Annotated in this window: 15 protein-coding genes; 9 read left to right on the top strand and 6 right to left on the bottom strand. The window is 41.9% G+C overall.

Features of this window, described 5'->3' with window-relative positions:
• The first annotated feature begins 294 nt into the window (after positions 1–294).
• The 5 genes from kdpA to V7K25_RS09060 all read left to right on the top strand — a co-directional run bounded on the left by kdpA (position 295) and on the right by V7K25_RS09060 (position 6836).
• Positions 295–1980, top strand: coding sequence for a potassium-transporting ATPase subunit KdpA (gene kdpA, locus V7K25_RS09080; protein ID WP_335157085.1), 1686 nt, complete (start codon positions 295–297; stop codon positions 1978–1980).
• Between the two features lie 428 nt (positions 1981–2408).
• Positions 2409–2747 (top strand): hypothetical protein, encoded by a 339-nt coding sequence (locus V7K25_RS09075; protein ID WP_335157083.1) that lies wholly within the window; start codon positions 2409–2411, stop codon positions 2745–2747.
• Between the two features lie 69 nt (positions 2748–2816).
• Positions 2817–4922, top strand: coding sequence for a potassium-transporting ATPase subunit KdpB (gene kdpB / locus V7K25_RS09070; protein WP_335157201.1), 2106 nt, complete (start codon positions 2817–2819; stop codon positions 4920–4922).
• Between the two features lie 43 nt (positions 4923–4965).
• Positions 4966–5568 (top strand): K(+)-transporting ATPase subunit C, encoded by a 603-nt coding sequence (gene kdpC, locus V7K25_RS09065; RefSeq protein ID WP_335157081.1) that lies wholly within the window; start codon positions 4966–4968, stop codon positions 5566–5568.
• A 110-nt stretch (positions 5569–5678) separates the two neighbouring features.
• The gene (locus tag V7K25_RS09060; RefSeq protein ID WP_335157079.1) at positions 5679–6836 is read left to right on the top strand and encodes a universal stress protein; all 1158 of its coding nucleotides are present in this window, start codon (positions 5679–5681) and stop codon (positions 6834–6836) included.
• A gap of 4 nt (positions 6837–6840) precedes the next feature.
• On the opposite strand, the gene V7K25_RS09055 is transcribed toward V7K25_RS09060, so the two are convergent.
• The 3 genes from V7K25_RS09055 to V7K25_RS09045 all read right to left on the bottom strand — a co-directional run bounded on the left by V7K25_RS09055 (position 6841) and on the right by V7K25_RS09045 (position 11017).
• Entirely contained in the window at positions 6841–8334 is a 1494-nt protein-coding gene (locus tag V7K25_RS09055) for a carotenoid oxygenase family protein (protein ID WP_335157077.1), read from the bottom strand.
• A 137-nt stretch (positions 8335–8471) separates the two neighbouring features.
• Positions 8472–9887: a folate/biopterin family MFS transporter gene (locus V7K25_RS09050; protein ID WP_335157075.1), complete on the bottom strand. Its 1416-nt coding sequence runs from the start codon at positions 9885–9887 to the stop codon at positions 8472–8474.
• Between the two features lie 329 nt (positions 9888–10216).
• Positions 10217–11017, bottom strand: a complete 801-nt coding sequence (locus tag V7K25_RS09045) for an Npun_F0296 family exosortase-dependent surface protein (protein WP_335157073.1) — start codon at positions 11015–11017, stop codon at positions 10217–10219.
• A 712-nt stretch (positions 11018–11729) separates the two neighbouring features.
• Between V7K25_RS09045 and V7K25_RS09040 the strand changes: the two genes are divergently transcribed.
• The 4 genes from V7K25_RS09040 (at position 11730) to V7K25_RS09025 (ending at position 17496) form a co-directional block, all read left to right on the top strand.
• Entirely contained in the window at positions 11730–12950 is a 1221-nt protein-coding gene (locus V7K25_RS09040; RefSeq protein WP_335157071.1) for an anhydro-N-acetylmuramic acid kinase, read from the top strand.
• A 109-nt stretch (positions 12951–13059) separates the two neighbouring features.
• Positions 13060–13506: a hypothetical protein gene (locus V7K25_RS09035; RefSeq protein WP_335157069.1), complete on the top strand. Its 447-nt coding sequence runs from the start codon at positions 13060–13062 to the stop codon at positions 13504–13506.
• Positions 13507–13726: 220 nt separating this feature from the next.
• Positions 13727–14740, top strand: coding sequence for a glycosyltransferase family 2 protein (locus V7K25_RS09030; protein ID WP_335157067.1), 1014 nt, complete (start codon positions 13727–13729; stop codon positions 14738–14740).
• A gap of 1202 nt (positions 14741–15942) precedes the next feature.
• Positions 15943–17496: a serine/threonine-protein kinase gene (locus V7K25_RS09025; protein WP_335157065.1), complete on the top strand. Its 1554-nt coding sequence runs from the start codon at positions 15943–15945 to the stop codon at positions 17494–17496.
• A gap of 464 nt (positions 17497–17960) precedes the next feature.
• Here the strand turns inward: V7K25_RS09025 and V7K25_RS09020 are convergent, their stop codons facing one another.
• The 3 genes from V7K25_RS09020 to V7K25_RS09010 form a co-directional block, all read right to left on the bottom strand.
• Complete coding sequence (locus V7K25_RS09020; RefSeq protein WP_041565841.1) at positions 17961–18158, bottom strand: NblA/ycf18 family protein; 198 nt, start codon at positions 18156–18158, stop codon at positions 17961–17963.
• Between the two features lie 678 nt (positions 18159–18836).
• A complete protein-coding gene (locus tag V7K25_RS09015) occupies positions 18837–19562 on the bottom strand; it encodes a PP2C family protein-serine/threonine phosphatase (protein ID WP_335157063.1) in 726 nt (241 codons plus the stop codon).
• 22 nt (positions 19563–19584) lie between these two features.
• Positions 19585–21270, bottom strand: a complete 1686-nt coding sequence (locus tag V7K25_RS09010) for an ABC1 kinase family protein (RefSeq protein ID WP_335157061.1) — start codon at positions 21268–21270, stop codon at positions 19585–19587.
• Positions 21271–21435 lie beyond the last annotated feature (165 nt).

The following is a 21435-nucleotide window of genomic DNA, read 5'->3' as shown; positions in this document are numbered from 1 at the left end:
ATTCTTAAGGGTTTGGTGCCGTACTTCCGCAGCTATGCACTCTACAAATACCTAATTTTGTTCAAAAATCAAATCGGATAACTATAGATGAATTAAGAACAAAAAATTAAATATTCTTAACAATAAATTTAATAAGTATCTGGATAGTAATAACTGAAAAGACTAAATCTAGATTTAAAAATGACGGTGACATGAGATATCACCAAATTCCTCGAAATCAAATACCTCAACAGTTAATCTGTTATTTCTAAGAATTCGCTTGCTAGCACTTAAATTTAATTGAGCGCGAAATATATGGGACAAGGTTTTTTGCAAATTGGCTTAACGCTGTGTATTGTCATAGCAATCACTCCGTTTCTGGGTAAATACATAGCGCGTGTCTTTTTGGGAGAAAGAACACTGCTTGATTTTTTAATGAACCCGATAGAGCGAAGTATGTTCGTACTAGCGGGTGTCCGCAGGAAAGATGATATGACGGGTTTGCAGTATATTCGATCTGTAATTTTTACTAACTTAATAATGGGTATTTCAGTCTATTTACTGATATATTTTCAGAGACTCTTGCCCTGGAATCCTAACGGCTTTGGTGCTATCAAATGGGATGTATTACTGCACACAACCATTTCCTTTGTGACGAATACCGACCAGCAACACTATGCTGGTGAGACAACTTTAAGCTATTTTAGCCAAGTAGCGGCTTTAGGCTTTTTGATGTTCACCTCCGCAGCCACCGGTTTAGCCGTGGGAATTGCTTTTATTCGCGGGTTGACGGGTAGAAAGTTGGGAAACTTTTACGTCGATCTTGTCCGTGGAATTACGCGAATTTTGCTGCCAATTTCGATTATTGGAGCGATCGCTTTACTTGTAACAGGTGTACCACAGACATTAAAAGAGACTCTGGATCTAAGAACCTTAGAAGGTGGAACGCAATATATTGCCAGAGGCCCAGTGGCATCCTTTGAAATGATCAAACTTTTGGGCGAGAACGGCGGAGGCTTTTTTGGCGTAAACTCAGCGCATCCTTTTGAAAATCCCAATGGTGCTTCTAACTTGATAGAAATGATCGCCATGATTTCTATACCAGCAGCCTTGATTTACAGTTACGGTATATTTGCTAACAACATCAGACAAGCTTGGCTACTTTTCTGGATGGTGTTTGTGATTTTTGTAGTTCTGGTGGGAGTGGCAGCCATAGGAGAACTGCAAGGTAATCCCCTTGTTAATAATGCCTTTGGATTAGATCAGCCCAATTTAGAGGGTAAAGAAGTTCGATTTGGCTGGGCACAAACGGCATTTTGGGCAGTTATGACTACCGCTACTATGTCTGGTGCAGTGAATGGAATGCACGATTCTTTAATGCCGCAAGGAATATTTGCAACACTCTTCAACTTGTTTATTCAGGTTATCTGGGGTGGCCAAGGAACTGGAACAGCTTACTTATTTATTTATTTAATTCTCACAGTATTCCTAACCGGACTAATGGCAGGGCGCACCCCAGAGTTTTTGGGACGCAAAATTGAAAAGCGGGAAATCGTCCTCGTCAGCGTTGTGCTGTTGATTCACCCAATTCTAATTTTAATTCCCAGTGCGATCGCCTTGGCCTATCCCATCTCCCTATCTGGAATTAGTAACACTGGCTATCACGGTATTTCTCAAGTAGTTTATGAATACGCCTCAGCAGCAGCACATAATGGCTCCGGCTTAGAAGGGTTGAAGGATAACACCCTATGGTGGAACTTGAGTACAATAGTTAGCTTAATCGGAGGACGTTACATTCCGATAATTGCCATCCTCCTGTTAGCTGACGGCATGTCTCGCAAACAACCAGTTCCTGAAACCCCTGGTACTCTAAGAACGGATTCTCTAGTATTTACTGGTATCACTGCTGGAGTGACATTGGTTTTGGGAGTATTGACTTTCTTTCCCGTTCTGGCTTTAGGCCCCATAGCCGAGGGTATGAAACTAGCATCTGGCAGTTAGAAAATTTATGACAAAAGAGACGCGATTAATCGCGTCTGTACAGGAGTTATGAGTTATAAGTTTGGAATATTAAGAGAATACTAAAAAATAAATTATCTGGTTTCGTAGGTTTCATATGGTGTGTTAGCGATCGCGTAACGCACTCTACAGATTGGATCTGTTTTTTATTGGAAGTTCTTAATAACTCCCAATACTTCTCGGTTAAGAAGATTTTTAGTTTGGGTTGAAAGAAACCCAATAAAGCCCTAAAAATGTTGGTTTACCCTGTGGGATCTTGCTACGTTCCTCAACCCAACCTACCAAGTAGTGCTTTTTTAAACTTAACCGAGCAGTATTGTAATAATTCCTAACTCTAGCCCTGTCAAGGTGATATGTAGCTTAAATTTCATATTCTCTCAAACAAAATCTTCGCTTGTTCTTTTAGAATTTTGAAAATTCCGAGTTCAGAGGCTCAAGTGCCGAGTTCAAAGGCTCGACTTCAGAGTTCAGAGGCTCAAGTGCCGAGTTCAGAGGCTCAATTTCCGAGTTCAAAGGCTCAACTTCCGAGTTCAGAGGCTCAAGTGCCGAGTTCAGAGGCTCAAGTGCCGAGTTCAGAGGCTCAAGTGCCGAGTTCAGAGGCTCAATTTCCGAGTTCAGAGGCTCAAGTGCCGAGTTCAGAGGCTCAATTTCCGAGTTCAGAGGCTCAATTTCCGAGTTCAGAGGCTCAATTTCCGAGTTCAAAGGCTCAATTTCCGAGTTCAAAGGCTCGTAATGAATACAAGATTTAGCTTGACAGCAATACTCCTAACTCTTGTACAGACGCGATTAATCGCGTCTCTACTTCTCTAACTTTATTCATAAATCAAGTGGCAACTAACTTCAAAGCTAGACGGCCAAATCCTCGTTCTGGCGATCGCCGCCAAACACGTAAAAAGGCCAAAACAAGTAATAAGTGGCTGTACTTAAGGGCAATAAAAGATGCTTTTGTCAAGCTCAACCCTAAGTATGCAATCAAAAATCCAGTGATGTTTGTAGTTTGGGTGGGGACAATCATCATCCTATTGCTAACAATTGATCCCAACCTATTTGGCCCAGCCCTCCAAAAGAACCCGCAAGTTTTCAATGGCTTGTTATCGGGGATTTTATTCTTTACAGTTTGGTTTGCCAATTTTGCCGAAGCAATTGCAGAAGGGCGGGGTAAAGCCCAAGCCGATGCCTTGCGATTAACAAGATCAGAGACAATCGCTAAAAAAATTGCTGCCGACGGCATAATTAGTGAAGTTTCATCCACCAGCCTTAAACAAGGCGATAACATCTACGTCATTGCTGGCGATATCATTCCCGCCGATGGTGAAGTAATCATGGGTGTCGCCTCAGTGGATGAATCGGCAATTACTGGGGAATCCGCACCAGTATTAAAAGAATCAGGTTCCGACGTTGCCAGTTCCGTCACTGGTGGAACGCGGATTATCTCAGATGAGCTAATTATTCGCATCACTAATGACCCAGGTAAAGGCTTTATTGACCGGATGATTGCCTTAGTAGAAGGGGCAGAACGCAGCAAAACACCTAATGAAATTGCTCTGACAGTATTGCTGGCAGTTCTCAGCTTAGTATTTTTGTTAGTCGTGGTAACTCTGCCCGCACTTGCTTACTATGTCAACAGTCCAGTTAGCGTGCCAGTTTTAATTGCCCTATTAATAGCATTAATTCCTACAACCATTGGCGGCTTGCTAAGTACCATCGGTATTGCTGGGATGGATCGAGTTGCCCAATTTAACGTCATTGCCACCTCAGGACGAGCAGTCGAAGCTTGTGGAGATGTCAACACTTTAGTTCTCGATAAAACAGGTACAATTACCCTTGGCAACCGTTTGGCGGAAGAATTTATTCCCATCAACGGTCATTCAATGTCAGAAATTGCTAATGTTGCCTGGGCGGCTAGTGTCTTTGACAATACACCAGAAGGTAAATCTATTGCGCGACTGGCAGAAAAGTTAGGCGCAAGGTTTGATTTCGACTTCAACCAGGCAGAAGCAGTTGATTTTTCTGCTAAAACACGGATGAGTGGTACAAACTTGCCTGGTGGATATGAGGCGAGAAAGGGAGCAGTAGAAGCCATCAAAGGATTTGTCCGTTCCCGCAACGGACGCGATACACCAGAATTGGATGCTACCTACGAACGAGTTTCTCGCTTGGGAGGTACACCCCTAGCAGTCAGCCTAGATAACGAAATCTATGGGGTTATTTATCTTAAAGATATAGTTAAACCTGGTATCCGCGATCGCTTTGAGCAACTGCGACGGATGGGAGTAGATACCATCATGGTAACTGGAGACAACCAGATTACAGCTTCTGTCATTGCCAAAGAAGCTGGAGTTGATGACTTTATCGCCGAAGCCACACCAGAAGACAAAATCAGCTTCATTAAGAAGGAACAAGCAACAGGTAAATTTGTTGCCATGACAGGAGATGGGACTAATGATGCCCCAGCATTAGCCCAAGCTAATGTTGGCGTTGCCATGAATACAGGGACGCAAGCTGCAAAAGAAGCCGCCAACATGGTAGATTTGGACTCCGATCCCACAAAACTGATCGATATAATTAGCATTGGCAAACAATTGTTGATTACTCGCGGGGCATTGACCACATTTTCTATCGCTAATGATATTGCTAAATACTTTGCGATTATCCCAGTGATATTTGTCGCTGCTAATTTGCAAAGCTTAAATATTATGAATTTGACTAGCCCTAATTCTGCTGTTCTATCAGCACTGATTTATAATGCTTTGATTATTCCCGCTTTGATTCCATTGGCATTGAAGGGTGTGCGGTTTAGGCCGCTGAGAGCTAATCAGCTACTGCAACGCAATATCTTAATTTATGGCTTAGGTGGGGTGATTGCGCCGTTTATCGCCATTAAGTTGATAGATTTACTGATTACAATTGTGGGCTTGGCTTAAAGACAGTAAAAAATAAAATATTAGCAGCAATTGGAAAACTTTTATGGCTATTATTCGAGAAACTATTAGAGCAATTTTTATAACTCTAATGCTTTGGTTGTTGACTGCAATCATCTATCCTCTGATAATCCTTGTAGTCGGTCAAGTTTTTTTGCCCTACCAAGCTAATGGCAGCATTATGCTGAATCTAAATAAGGAACCAATTGGTTCGGCTTTGATTGGTCAGTTGTTCACATCTGAGCGATATTTCCATCCCCGTCCCAGTACTGTTAGATATAGCCAAGGCAAAAAAGCCAAGCCAACTGGCATCTCTGGAGCCAGCAATCTCGCTGCTAGCAATCCAGAACTACTCAAGCGGATTCTAGAACAGGCAAATCAGTTGCGAGACGAAAATCTTCAACCGATCGCTGATATGATTTATACCTCTGGCTCTGGTTTAGATCCCCATATTTCCTTCAAAGCAGCACGGCAACAATTGACGCGGATTGCCAGTGCGCGGGGAGTAAAAGAAGAGGAAATCCTACGTTTAATTAATAGGTATACTGATGGCAGGTTTTTATGGATTTTTGGCGAGCCAGGAGTCAATGTTCTCCGATTGAATTATGCTCTTGACTTGCAAGATTTTAATCGTCAGCAAAATCAGTAAATGGGCATTTGTCATTTGTCATTTGTCATTGGGCATGGATTATTCTCTTTGTCCCTTCATTTACCCCAATCCCTATTCCCTACTCCCCACTCCCCACTCCCTATTTTCAAATGTCAGATAAAAGTAATACTGGTTCAGCTGGCACTGTACCTTTAAATTCTGCAAGTTATTCGCTTTATCCAAAACAGCGGCGGGGCAAGCATAAAATATTTATTGGCATGGCTCCAGGAGTAGGCAAAACCTACAGGATGCTGGAAGAGGGACACGCACTTAAACATGAAGGGCTTGATGTCGTTGTTGGGCTTTTGGAAACCCACGGACGCAAGGATACATCTGAGAAGGGAGAGGGGCTGGAAATTTTACCCCGTAAGGAATATCCTCGCGGTGAGTTGATGCTAACGGATATGGATACAGATGCAATTTTAAAGCGATCGCCCCAATTAGCCCTAATCGATGAACTTGCCCATACCAATGTTCCTGGTTCCCCACGCGAAAAACGCTACGAAGATGTAGAAGTCGTTTTGGCCGCAGGTATTGATGTCTACTCCACAATGAATGTGCAACATTTGGAAAGTCTTAATGACTTAGTAGCCAGAATTACAGGCGTGGTAGTCCGTGAGCGTGTTCCTGACAAAATTCTGGATGAAGCAGATGAAATAGTGGTAATAGATGTTACACCGGAAACATTGCAAGAAAGGTTATTAGAAGGCAAGATTTACGCACCAGAAAAAATCCAACAATCCCTTGATAATTTTTTCCAACGCCGTAACCTGATTGCTTTGCGGGAATTGGCTTTGCGGGAAGTGGCAGACAATGTGGAAGGAAATGCGATCGCTACTATCCCCAATGGGCAATCCTGTAATATTCACGAGCGGGTTTTGGTATGTATATCCACTTATCCCAACTCAGTGCAGTTGTTACGCCGGGGTGCAAGAATAGCTAACTACATGAACGCGCCACTTTATAGCTTATTTGTCGCCGATCCAGAACGCTTCCTCACCAAGGAGGAAAGCTTACACATTTATACTTGTGAGAAACTCTGTAAAGAGTTTGAAGGTACTTTTCTTCATGTTACTAACAGTAACGTAGCGAATGCGATCGCTGAAGTCGCCGAGAAATATCGGATCACCCAAATTGTAATCGGAGAGAGTCAGCGATCGCGCTGGCAAATGCTCCTGAAAGGATCTTTGACGCAAAAATTAGTCCGCTTGCTCAAAAATATAGATTTGCATATCATTGCTAGCGAAAAAATGATTTCACCCAAATAGGCGATCAAATTTCCCCAAAAACCTCAGAAGTAAAGCTTCCATGCAAACCATAGGGGATATGATGCTTGAGATGTAGGCGAGCGATCGCTTTAGAGAAATCACTAGCATCTAAAATTACCAAATCTGAGCGGTGATGGGCAGCATCATAAACCAAAGCTAATACCCAACCATCATCTTCTTTTTCGGAATCTGGGCGCGGGACAAAAATTGGTTCACCGACAAAACCACGGGGTGCAGCACTCCAAATTTGTCTTTCTCCAGACTCTAAATCAATTTTCAACAATGCTTGTAAGGGAGCATTACCAGTTTCTGCATCAGCCGCACCTATATATAGATATCGATAAGGGCGTCCCACATTCGCCGGGTGTATACTGGGAAATTCACAACATCGGCTCTCAATCAATTCCTGCCCGACTGTCCCATCCTTTAGATTCAGACAAAATCGCCAAAGTTGCCCAGGTGAAAGCGCCTCAAAATCAACTTGTCGAAAATCGCTTTTGGGTTCCACTTCTGGCAAATTTTGGTAACAAATAGAGTCAATCAAAAGTTCGTCTCCTACCTCAAAAGCATTAACATGGTGGAACACAAAACCAGACTGAGTTTCCAGAAATTTTATCTCTTCTTGCCCTTCTTTGGGGAAGCGAGGAATAATTAGAATTTGAGTTGGCTGATTTGGCTGAAATTTGATACATTCTCCTGCCGCACGTATTCCCAAAGCGAAAGGTATGGGATTAAAGGTGACAGGATTTTGAAAAAAGATGCAGTAATTGGGAGTAATAAGAAAATTGTGAATGAAACAGAAACCTGGAACACTATGAGCGTGCTGTCTGATAATTTCACCTGTTGGGTTTAGCTCAAAAATAGTAATTGTGGTAGATAATCCCGGCTTAATTGAGAAGTTGACCAGGCAAGGTGCGCCCCCATCTTGGTAACAATTTTTTTCCACGCGGGGATGTGCAGCGAAAGCTTCACCTGCTGATAAAGCACCATTAAAATATTCATTTTCCAGCGTTTCAAGAGTATAAGGATCGAGGCGATATGGTTCCGCCGCTTCCCAGAGGGCTAGCAGTTTACCACCCCAATAGATAACATTTGTATTGGCGATATTTTTGAGTTTAAAGTTAAAAATATTAGCTAGCCAACCGCCAGGTTTTTGAGTGCCAAAAGTACCGCGATAGAGAATTTTTCCCGCCTTTTGTTCTGCCAAATAGCCAGTTGTGCGGACAAAGCGATTGCGAAAATGGGCGCGACCATTGGTAATGGTAATTTTGCTAATCATGCCATCCCCATCAAACGGGTGATGAAGAGGTTGCCCATTCACATCGAGCAAACCAGGGCCATTTCTAAACAGCGTACCTTGTAATTCTTTGGGAATTTTCCCTTCTATATCATCAATCCAATAATCAAACTCTTCGGTGAGAGATTGATATCCTCCTTGCCAGTCTGCACGGGTGTAGGATTTTTCTGTAACTAGGCTTTCTTGACTTTTCAAATGCATATACTTTGTTTTTTCTGATTATTTTTCACAAAAATTGGTAGCCGCTCAAAATAATTTCTTTGCAGCTTTACTACGCTAGTTACTACAACGCGAACACAGCCCACGCACTAGCTCGAATTGGCGTGAAATTTATTACATTATTCGACTATTTTCGACTCTGGTTCTCTCAGTACCAACTCAGACATCAAATCTGGCAAAAACGCTTGTTCCCCATTTTTAGCTGTCTCAGTTTCTTCCTCAGCAGCCGGTAGCCAGTTGATAAATGGTAGGGGTAACAGCGTGCTGAGGTTAGTAATTAGCACCAATAGCCAAAGTGATTCAAAGTTCGTTGCAGTGATGCCCAACCAATAGGTGATTAGTGCCCCAAATGCATGGGAAATCGTTCCTGCTGAATTAAAGATGGACATTAACAAGGCAAATAATGTCGCTTCCACACCAGAGGGACAAAGCCTTGCTGCTAGCACCATCACTTGCATAAAGACAATTTTCCCCATCACAGTGAGAATCAGGCTATCACCCAAACTAAACCAGTGGTCATCTATACCTAACCGCCTATTTGTGTGAGTCACTAACAACAGCATCGTCATCCCCAAAATTGAGGAAAGAACAGTACTCCAAGCAAAAATTACGCGAAAAGGGATGTTTTTGAGGAAACGTTGAAAAATCCAAACACCTGCTAGAGAAGCGAAACTTGTTACCAAATGCACCCGCCCCAGAAATTCTGGTTCAAAGTGGAGTTCGTTGGTAGAGAAATAGAAAAAGGCTGAGTCAGCATTTGGGGTAGCTTGCCAGATGAAGATAAACGCCGTTGGTAGCCAAATTGTTTTTTGGCTAATGGCTTGGCGTAGCTGCCTCAGTTGATGTTTGATTGGTAAAGGGTTGGTGTGATTACTATCTTGAGCATCTTTGCTAACGGGGGACTCAGCAATTAACCAAGCTACCCCTGAGACGATAAGAGGGAATAAGGCGGTAATTCCAAAGACAGTACGGGTAGTAAAGTATTGCAGCAGCAGACCGCTAAAGTATGCTGTTATTAAACCTCCGATCGCAGAAGCACCCCAGCACAAAGATTGTAATGAACCGGCTTTTGCTTGGGATTCGCCTCTAGCTCGTTCCACAACCAGCGAGTCAACTATGACATCACTCATGGCGACACTAAGAGAACCAAGAGCGATCGCTAATGTAGCTGCCCAGCTAGTATGAACTATTGTGGCCAGACTCGCCCAAGAAGCAGTTCCCAGTATCCCCGATAAAATCAAATAAGGACGCCGACGATAGCCAAATATAGGCAAGCCATCAGAGATGAAACCAAACACCGGCTTGATCATCCAAGGTAGGAAGACGATTCCCAACAGTGCCGACACCTGAACGGGACTCAGCAGCAGTTCATCTTTGAGGAAAAAGCTAACGGCTAGACGCGATAATCCTAAAATTCCTTGGACAAAATAAACGGTGAGAATTGCAATTAACTCTGCATTAGGTTCATTACCCAAGAAGATTTTTTGTGTTAATGAGTCTTTGACCTTGGACAAGCCAGATGATTGAAGCACCATTCGATAAATATTTTTTAAGTTTTATCTACTTTTCTATCATATCGATTCTTCAGAAGTGGCCTTTGTTTGTATGTCCGTAAATTCCGCAAATTCCATTTGTTATTGCTCAAGTTGACACCGATAAGTATTGTTCTACCCCTACCAATGCATTTATATAACCGGACTTAAACAAAGGATTAGGGCGAACCTACCGTAAGTAAGCTCGCCCTAACCTGTATTTAACTGAATAGTTATCGGAAGTTTTGAAATCCTGCCTACAGCGCTACGCGAACGTGAAGCCTGGTTTTGTAGCCGAGTCAGAAGGGAGACTTCCTGGCTTAGGCATCTACTTATGACAATTCCAAGACTAAGTTTTTCTTGGCTCGACGAGTCAGAACTGAAGTAGCACCCACAAAACCAATTACAAAAACTCCTAATACAGAAGAAGACTCAGGAACTGCTTTAATAACTACATTACCGGTGATATTCTTGTAGTCAGTGGCGACTGTGTGATTATCTGATTCAAAACCAGTTCCGCCGACATTGGTGAATTGAACCTGATCAAAAGTTCCGTCAACATCATAGAAGTTGATGAACGCATAGGGTTCTCCAGAATTTTGGCCTTTGAATGGCGAATTAGGATTACTATAGTAGCTGGCTTTATTTGATAGGTTTGCGATATAACTAACCACATTAGCAGTGGTCATAGTTTGTACAACTTTACCTTGTGAAAGAAATGTCATTACATTATTAGCATCTCCCGCAGACCACCAAAGTCCAAAGTACTTTTGTGCGGTTGTCAAATTGAGGGTGGAAACCGTTTCTTTACTACCTCTATTCGTATTGACATCAAAATATTTGCCTGTTCCACCAGCACCACCATATTGGTCTGCATTCTCGATCAGAGTATTCTTATAGCTACCAATAGTTGTTCCTGCATCAGTCCATGTAAAGCCTGTTGCATTATAACCTTGTGTTTGTCCATCAAAATTTTGTACATGAGCATTAGCAAGGTTTGATGACTGTGCATTTTGTACGGTTGGGTCTTCTATTGATATTGTAAAAGACGTAGCCATTACAGGACGGGTAAAAGTAGCCAAAGACAAAACTACACCAGAAGCGATCGCGGACTTAATTAAAAGACTTTTCATTTTACAAATCCTTCTCTTTTTTAAAATCTTTCGTGTTCATGCCTCATTGTCCGATGTGCTTCTAAATTCCAACATCAGAAGGATTACTACTTTTTCTCTTTGAGAATACTTAGATCAAAATGTAAGTTATTCGACTGATTTCTAAGTATAATAACTAAAGTTATTTTCTGTGATGTTTATTGCTTTATGTAGAAAGCGCAAAGTTATCAGTGTTAAATTGTAAACAAGCTTTATTTATAAAAAGTGTCATTTTGTGATTCGCAGGCAGTTCATATTTTAGGGTTCTAGGTCAAGAAGGCATGAGGCATTATGCTATGCCAATTTATTGAAAACCAGTGCTTATCCCTTGGCTGAATAGTTTTTCAACCTCACTATCGAGATTATCTTGGTTTTTATTTAAAGTAATTACATAATCTGCATAATTCGAGATTCATTAACGGCACAATCTCTTTCTAAAAAACGATTGCATCAATCACAATGACATCCAGGATAGTTCTAATACCTTTTATGACTCTGGAATTGCTGTAATTTCAAATTTAATTCTTCTTTATGCTTCAAAGGAATACCACTTTCTTTGACAGGTAGGTATCGGCTGCCTCTCACCCTTTCCCTGATAATTTGTCTTTCTCCAGTCAACTATGCTACCTGAGTTTTTTTGACATCGGTAGTAACATGATTTAAACTACCTCTTGCAACAAAAGAGTCTTGATCAATGTATCCAACCGAAGAAGCTGTTGTCCCTACTCGCGTTATCGGTTTAATTAGTGGCACATCCGTAGATGGCATAGACGCTGCGTTGGTAGAGATTTTCGGTACAGAATTGGATCTCAAAATTGAGTTGCTAGCCGGGGCAACATATCCTTATCCAGCCGAACTCAGACAAAGAATCTTGGCAGTTGGTGCAGGCGTTGCCATCTCAATGGCAGAATTGGCAGAAATAGATGATGCGATCGCTCAAGTCTTTGCCCAAGCTGCCCAAAATATTCAAATTGGTCATCAGCCAGCCACTCTCATTGGCTCCCACGGTCAAACAGTTTATCACCGACCACCTGCGGATAGGAGAATCGGAAACAAAACCACTCCCCACTCCCCACTAGGTTACAGCCTCCAACTAGGGCGCGGTGCATTAATTGCCCATCTTACGGGAATTACCACTGTGAGCAACTTTCGCGTTGCTGATATCGCTATTGGTGGTCATGGTGCGCCTCTCGTGCCTAGAGTAGATGCCTATTTACTCAGTCATCCTGAAGAAGGGCGTTGTATTCAAAACATTGGTGGTATTGGTAATGTAGCTTATATTCCGCCTCAGCATGGCCACTGGCTCTCAAAAATTCGCGCTTGGGATACTGGCCCAGGAAATAGTCTGTTGGATCTGGCGGTGGAGCATTTAAGCGCTGGTGCTAAAACTTACGATGAAGATGGCAATTGGGCAGCGAGTGGTACTCCTTGCGATCCATTGGTAAAACAATGGCTCAACCAAGACTACTTTCATCTACCGCCGCCTAAATCCACTGGTCGAGAGTTATTTGGTGTAGCTTACCTGCATCAGTGTTTGGAAGATGCCCAAGCATATCAACTCAATGCTGCTGATTTACTGGCAACTCTTACGGAACTTACAGCTACTTCAATTGTTCATAGTTACCGCACTTTTTTGCCAGAAATGCCACAAAGGGTACTATTATGTGGCGGTGGTAGTCGCAATCTCTATTTGAAACGTCGATTAGAGTTGTTGTTGCCATCAATACCAGTCTTGACTACGGATGAAGTTGGTTTAAGTGCAGATTTTAAAGAAGCGATCGCCTTTGCAGTTTTAGCCTACTGGCGACATTTGGGTATTCCTGGCAACCTGCCTACTGCGACTGGGGCACCTCAAGAAGTGCTTTTGGGAGAAATTCACCAAAGTCAGTACTCAGTGCTGAGAGACGAACAATAAAAAATTTCTTTATTGAGCATAGGCTAAACGCCTCGCTATCGCTAACACAACTTAGCACTGCTATAACTGTAGTCTTGGCGGCACTCGATCAAGACAGGGAATATAGAAGGTGGCTCATACTTTTTTATTGGAACCAGGACGCTGGACAATGCAAGGAAATTGGCTGGAACGTAATGGTATGCCAATCAGTGTCAAGGGTATGACCTTGGTAGCTTGGAATCGAGATAACTGGTTCACTATGGCTACAAAACTGATATTTCCTGGTAGCGATCGCTCAGAAATCTCTCTGCAATACAAGGGGCGCCTGCATGAGGGAGAGCGTCAGTATACTTTTTTACTCCAGCATAATATTTTAGGGCAGATTGAAGGTGAAGGCTGGATTGGTTTAGATACCATTGTGCAGCGTTATTGGGTAATAGGCGATCGTCAGCGTCGTAGTGGCTTTGAAACCCTGCACCGAATTTCCGAAGATAAATATTACCTCAGTAGTGGTATTTTGGCTGGTCATTTTTTAGCTAACACGATGGAAGCTAGCCTAGAGCGTCAGTTAACCTAAAGGTAGCGCTGTTTGTTGTCCGTCTAGGCTGGAAGCCTACCGCTTAAACAATGCTAATGTAATGCTTCTGCTTCTTCAAAACCTAATATCTCATGCCTGACCCTAAGGAGTCATCATTTATTCTCACTGACCTACTGAGTTGTATACTAAATAAGAATTATCAAATTATCTTTAGACTTTTAATATTTTTACCGAACCGTGTAGTCTGGAGTCCAGTTTCATGAATCCTAAAGTCTCTGTAATTATCCCTGCTTACAATACTGAAGCTTATCTTGCGAAGGCAATAGAGTCAGTCTTAGAGCAAACGCTCACAGATATTGAAGTTATCATAGTCGATGATGCTTCAAATGATAAAACTGTAGAAGTCGCTAAAAGTTTTACTGACCCACGTCTCAAAGTAATAGTTAATCAACAAAACCTTGGGGCTGCTGCTGCACGTAATCGTGCCCTAAGAGCAGCCCAAGGAGAATGGATTGCTGTGCTTGATTCAGATGATTGGTATGCTCCTGAAAGATTGGAAAAGCTTGTGTCACTGGCAAACGAAAAAAATGCAGACATGATTGCTGACGATCTTTATTTAATCAACGATGGCGAAACATCTCCTTGGAGTACATTGATTCAAGAAAGTGAAGAACGTATAGATAAAATTTTCCAAATTGATATCGTTTATTTTGTAGAAACTGATGTCTATGGACAACCAGGATTGCATCTAGGGATAAGCAAGCCTTTATTCAAACGAGAATTTATGGTTAAGCACGGCATCGAGTACGATGATGCTATCAGGATGGGTCAAGATTTTTGGATTGATATGAAATGCTTAATCAAAGGAGCTCGCTTTTTTCTGGAGCCAAAACCCTATTATTACTACCGCTCACGCCCCGGCTCTCTTGTACATAAAAGCCAATTGTCACGTCTAAATCAATATTTGAATGCTAGTAATTCTTTCATGCAACAAGAAGTTGTGAAAAAAAATCCAGCTTTAATGCGTGCTATGTCTTATAATAATTCAGTCTATAAAAAAAATTTAGCTTACCTTCAAGTTGTAGAGCCTCTCAAGGAAGGTAAATGGTTAAAAGCATTGACAGAAATGGGTAAAAATCCGTACTTCTTTTATGATTTCATTTCCCGATTGAACAATATTATCGAACGTCGAATTCAATACTATGTAATGGGTAATAAATCAGTTTTTGACATTTCTTATAACATACAGAGAGAACGAAAAACTAGCAATTAGTATTATCATATTTTTCTCAATAAATAATCCATCCTTATGTAGTCAAAATCAGCCTGAAGGTCAAAAACCTACTAAGGTAATAAGTATGTTTAATTATCCCTACTTACAAAATAAACGCAGAGTATAGCCTTGCTGGAGGTAGGATGAAAGTACTAAATTAAGCAAAACTTTAGTTTTTGTAGACTACTGCTCACTAAAATAACCTGAGTGTGACGAACCTCTTCCTGCCTTGAATTTTACTTTAAGTCGTCCCTATCCCAGTGAGAGAGGGACGGTTTTGGGTTTGGGTAGTAAAACTTGGAGGTCTTTTGAGCAAGGCTAATTAGGCTGACACTATATGAGCCAATACGCTTGGGTTAAGGACAAGACTTATCCAAAATTAAGAAAAAACGAACCACAAAGGGCGCAAAGGACACAAAGGAATAAGAGTTTCAGAGAGTTTTTGCGTAAGTCCTGAAAGGTTTTTGGCGCTAACTGAACCGTATTGCTATATGAGCCGTCGAATTTACGTTAAAACAACAGTCATAAATCCTAATAAGCTAGAGCATTATTTACAAGATATGAGGGTTTGGAGCTTATAAAATCTGCCCAGCACGGCTTCATGTCGTCCCTGAAAACCTTATTGATATTCAAAACTCCAGACTCATTACTGAGTTCTTAGAACTCTATGGTGATTGTAGTACTACCTAATTAAATTTTTTGGTAGATCCTAGAGTTATCTATTTAGTCAAAATTGGGCAAACTAAAATTACACCACAATGAAAGTGCAAAATGGTACAAAGCGTCATTATTGTAAATCTACCCTTTCTGCTTATTTGATCTTACATGTTGCACCAGTTGTAAGAACTGCCTCGGTTGCAAACGGCTAGATCATGCTTTCAATCTTCTAAAAGAGGACTGAAAAAAGCTAGTACAGCAAGCGCGGAAATAAATATACCATTTAAAATGGCGCAAGAGCTTAAAATACAATTTATTTGACTTTTGAGAGCCAGTTGCTACCCTGCCTTAACGCTAAGAGCGTAGCTTGCTTCCCCGTAGGGGTATATATTAAGTCGGCACCGCAAGGGCGGCACCGCAAGGGCGCAATTTCCGCCTTGCGGTATGAGCCTAGAAAGTGATTTATAGGCGCAATAATCAAATATCAGTTTGAATGCACTTTTCCTTCTAAACACTTACAACCTGCTTTTGGATTCAAATTCTCTATGTCAGACCCCAACATTGGTCGCTTACTCAGCAAACGCTACCAACTCCAGGAGTTAATCGGTACTGGAGCAATGGGTCGGGTTTATCGTGCTAAAGATACTTTGTTGGGAGGTGTACCGGTTGCGGTTAAGTTTCTGGCGCTATCAATCCAAAATGAAAAGATGCGATTGCAAGACCGCTTTGAGCGAGAAGCAAAAACCTGTGCTTTACTAGGGCAAAAAAGCATTCACATTGTCCGAGTCATGGACTATGGCGTAGATGACAATAACACCCCGTTCTACGTTATGGAATACCTACAAGGACAAAGCCTGAACAATATTATTCGCAAACAAGGACTGCCTTTACCAAGATTTTTGAGTATGGCGCGTCAACTCAGCTTGGGGTTACAGTGCGCTCATGATGGCATCCCAGTTGAGGGTCATATTTGCCCAATTATCCACCGCGATATCAAGCCAAGCAATATGCTGGTGATTCAAGATGCAAGTTTTGGAGAATTGGTCAAGGTTCTAGATTTTGGTATTGCTAAATTATTACAGTCAGATGGCGACCATACAAAATTCTATTTGGGGACATTGGCTTATTCTTCTCCCGAACAGATGGAGGGTAAAGAATTAGACAATCGTTCTGATATTTATAGTTTGGGCGTCATGATGTTTGAGATGCTCACAGGCAAAATGCCACTGACGCCATCAACTCACTCTTTTGGAGCGTGGTATAAAATACATCAATATCAAAAACCACGTTCTTTTGCTGAGGTTGTGCCCGGATTAGAATTACCAAAAGAAATCGAAGATTTGGTAATGAGTTGTCTAGCTAAAGTACCACGCGATCGCCCCCAAAATATCACTGAAATCCTTAAGGTTTTAGCATCTCTAGAAAAGCCTGAGCATACACGCAAAATTAAGCAAGACATCCAGGCGCTAGTTCCTGCGACTAGAGTAAGCAATGAGCTTGAACAAAAGGCAAAAGGCGATTCGCGGGTATCCTTGTCAAACGATGAAATCGCTCGTGCCATTTCCTGGCCCCAAAATAAACCAGTTGCCGATATTGTTTTCCCCCAGCCCATTAATAACAATGGGGAGCTTTTACCCGCTCTATGGGTGATGCTACCGCAAGAGGAAATTCAAAAGCGCTTACTCTGTACCCGCTATAACCAATTTCTTTTTATCTCTATTCCCCATCCCATGCTGCTATGGATTACTGTCATCTACAACCGCAAACATGGCGCTAAATGGTTACCTTACTACCTTGATCTCAAAACCAGTCTTGGTCAAGAAATTGCCCGGTTACTACAGCACACAGGTTACTATCGTTTGTTGTTCTTTGCACGAGAAACACCAAATCGCTGTACCCATATCTTACATTCCAGCATCGCTTCTGCCCAGCGCCAACGACTGCAAGAGTGGGTCGCAATGAGTAACACATTAATCTCGTCTGCCGACTCGCAAATTAGTAAAAGCTTACTCAAAAGTGAGTATGAAAAGATTAAGCCTCAAATTCTCGCAAAACTGGAAAGTATTGATACAGATTCTCCATACGATCTTTGCAGTTAGGAATAATTTCTTTATGTTACATGTCTTATATGTAACTAAGGTATGGTTTTTTGAAGAATGTAAACTTTTATAAACAAAATATATATAAAGATGTAAGTTCTAGTTATATGTATAAAGAGTGAAAAAACTAGCTGCCAAGTCACGGCTTTTTAAACTCTCTCTCAATCTTCGATGTATATAATTTCGGGAGATTGTAAATTTACGCAGGTTAATTCTCACAATAGACGAACCAAAAGGAAGTCTGTCTAAAGCCAAAAGTAAATTTGTACTACAAAATTAAAGTAAGTTTAGACTCTAGCAGATGTATCCTCGAAAAGTTTACTCTTTGTTACTTTTTGGAATTTAATTTTTGTTCAACCTTTACAGGATTGTTTATCGAAGTTGACGCCCCGACATCCCCAGCTCTTTTCCTCCTTGGAACCAAGCAAGAGAAGGAGGTCGCCCACTGCGACAGTAGAACGACTCTATGCCATAGTGGAACCGGAATCTAAGCCCCACTGGTGCTTAAGAAGCTCTTGATAAGTTGCCTCGCGCACGACCATTTGCTCATAGAGCTTTACTAAAAAGTCTTTAGCTTGATCGTGGCTCATATTTTGCACCTGAGTAGCAAATGAGCAAATGCTGAATTGCTGTTCCAAGGATAATTTCATTGGTTGGTTCATAATTAACTCCGAAAAAACAACGAATAAAGGTGATATCGCTTGCAGAAGTCCAAATGGGATAATAATTGGGCTAATATCTGTCCAACATTTGTTCATCCGTATTACGAAAGATAACAATTGTTTGACATATTGCCCACACCCACAAGTGTGGACTTTTTCTGCTCTGATATCTTGCACCTAATCCTAGTGATATACTACCCAAGTCAGCCAAGCCATATTCCGGAAAATATTCTCTGTTGGTCTGGGATAAATATAACTACCTCTTGACTCCTTTTTGCTTTGCATAACTCTCCTTTGAGGAGATAAGCAAATTTTGTCCTAAATCCTACATAGTTATCCCTGTTTGAGAAAAACTAAGATCCTGTCTCCTGCCAATATGGAAGAAGCTTCGGAGGAGTTGAGACTTTCAGGAGGTTTGAGAATGGATGGTAATAAGCGTGAATTATAGTTGCTTTACCTTATTAGGTGCAAGATGTAAATCTACCAATTTATGCAACTTTAGCCTCTTTTAGGTCACTTTAGAGGCTAAAAATATTTGTATCAAATTGTAAAAAGTAAAAATGCTCATGCTGAACAAATTGCTGAGTATATCTACCAGATTCATCATTTGTCCTTTGTCCTTTGTCCTTTGTCATTTGTCCAATAGCTAGTACCTCTTGACCAATGATCAATGATTATTTAGTCCAGTGAGACGATGATAACTGTGATGTTATCGTGCCCTCCGTGGTCTTTGGCAGCCTCAACTAGAGAGATGGCGGCTTTATCAAGCCAAGGAGTGTCTTGGAGGCAGCTAGCAATCTTTTGTTCGACAAGTTCTTCTGTTAGACCATCACTACATAACAGCAAGCGATCGCCAGCTTTGACATCTAGTGGTTGCACATCAATTTGATGCAAGTCTTCACGCCCTAAACAGCGCGATAATACATGACGAAAAGGATGCGATCGTGCTTCATCTAAGGTGATGTCACCGATTTTGATTGCCCGTGCTACCCAAGTGTGGTCTTCTGTTACTTGTTCTAAGTGCGACTCCCGAAAGCGATACAGCCGCGAATCGCCAACATGACCGCACCAGGGCGACTCTGGGGCGCGAAAAATTACCGCTACAACCGTTGTACCCATGTCGCCGCGTTCGGGATGATTTTGCTGATCGTGCAAAATCGCTTCATTGGCACCCCACAAAGCTTGCTCTAGTAATTCTTGAGAAGATTTAGAAGATTCCCAATTTGCCAGCAAATACGCCTGAATTTCTCCAGTGGCAATGCGACTTGCTTCCTCACCTCCTGCATGACCACCCATTCCATCGGCGACAACGAAAAATCGCCCTTCTGGGTCGATATAGTAAGCATCCTGATTATTAGAACGAATAAGTCCCGGATCGCTAAAACCCGTGAAATTAAGTTTCATAAATTATTTTTGCAACCAACAATTAATACATACGATCGTAACGGTCAAGTCGTAAAAGTAGTCTGATCAGGATCACTGAAAGCACTGCTGCAATTAAACCAGGCGCTAGTGCCCACCATACATAATTGGTAACGACTAAGATCGTGGCCGAAAGTGTGAAACCACTGATTAACAGAGCATAACTTATTGAGAGCTGAATACTGCTCTGTCGGCGCAATAGGCGTTCAGTTTCGATAGACCGAACGCGCAAGCGCATGTCTCCCCGTTCTAGCTTCTCTAGGGTATCCTCTAATCTACGTGGTAGACCAAACGCGGTACTACTTACTTGAGCTGCTTGACGACTTAATTCGTTAATAAAGCTATTCCCCTCAGAACCATTCATATCGGTCATAAGCTGCATTGCATACGGTTTGGCAACTTCCATAAAGTTAAACTCTGGATCTAAACCTTTGCCTACCCCTTCTAAGGTAGAAAAGGCTCGCATCACAAAAGTGAAGGTTGCTGGAAATCTAAATGGCTGATTATAAGCGATTTCGTAAAGATCGTCACTGATTGCTGCCACCGATTGGTTTTCAAAAGGCTTATCCATGAAATGATCCAGCATGTACTGGACGGAACGCCGGACTGGGCCCATGTCATCGGTTGGGGCGATCGCGCCTAAATCGATCAGAGATTGTACAACGCGATCGCCATCTTTTTGGGCAATGCCAAACAGTGTTTGCATTAGTCCTTCACGGACATTTGACTTAATCCGCCCCATCATGCCGAAATCGTAGAATATCAAAGCACCAGTTGCACTAATGGCAATATTGCCTGGATGAGGATCGGCGTGGAAAAAGCCACTGTTGAGCAATTGTAGTAAATAGGCTTGAGCGCCTTGACGAGCGATCGCCTTTCGATCTAAACCTGCTGCTTCTAAAGCTTCGTATTGGCTAATTTTAATTCCAGGGAGATATTCTAAAGTCAACACTCTAGACGAGGCGTAACGCCAGTATACTTTTGGGACGTTCACCCAATCGTAGCCGCGAAAGTTCCGGCGAAAAGTATCAGCGTTACGACCTTCGTTGAGATAATCAATTTCTTCCCAAAGAATGCGACAACATTCTTCATAAATACCTAACCAATCTCGTCCCCGTCCCCATTTGGGATGGTTTTGAAAATAGCGGGTAATTCCCTTAAGAATTTGTAAATCTATTTCAAATAACTTCTTTAGTCCAGGACGTTGCACCTTGACAACAACCGATTCTCCACTATGCAGCACAGCTTTGTGTACTTGCCCCAAGCTAGCAGCAGCCAAAGGAATCGGTTCAAAATTATGGAAGAGTTCAGGAATTTTCTTGCCTAGTTCTCTCTCAATAGTCGCTTCTACTTGCTCATAGCTAAATGCCGGTACTTTGTCTTGTAACTTGGCTAGTTCTTCTACATATTCAACTGGAAATATATCAGCACGGGTAGAAAACAATTGCCCTACTTTGATGAAGGTTGGGCCTAAATCCAGCAGGGTATTGCGAATCCACACCGCTTGGGTTTTGCGTCTTGTGGCTTGCTTTGCCTCAGTCACACCACCCGGATAACTCCAAGATTTGTTGTATCGCCAAAGTTTGAACAATAAGGTCAAGACAAAAGACCAAATGTCCACAAAACGCCGTCTGCTAGAGTATTTTTCCCGATTCCAACGGTATGCTTTATCTGAATAACCTTGTTCCATATACTTTGTTTACCGTTGGTTTGCAAGCGAATGCCTTGAAAGAAAAGACACCTGATTCCTAAACTTTTTTAAGTGTCCTTTGTCCTTTGTCATTTGTACATAATAATTTTTGACCAATACTTCTCTTCTTAGGCTGCGCCAACGGCAAAGCTGAGTACAAGTGAC

Source organism: Nostoc sp. (assembly GCF_036919495.1).
Taxonomy (GTDB): domain Bacteria; phylum Cyanobacteriota; class Cyanobacteriia; order Cyanobacteriales; family Nostocaceae; genus Nostoc.
This window is presented reverse-complemented; position numbering and strand designations above follow the sequence as displayed.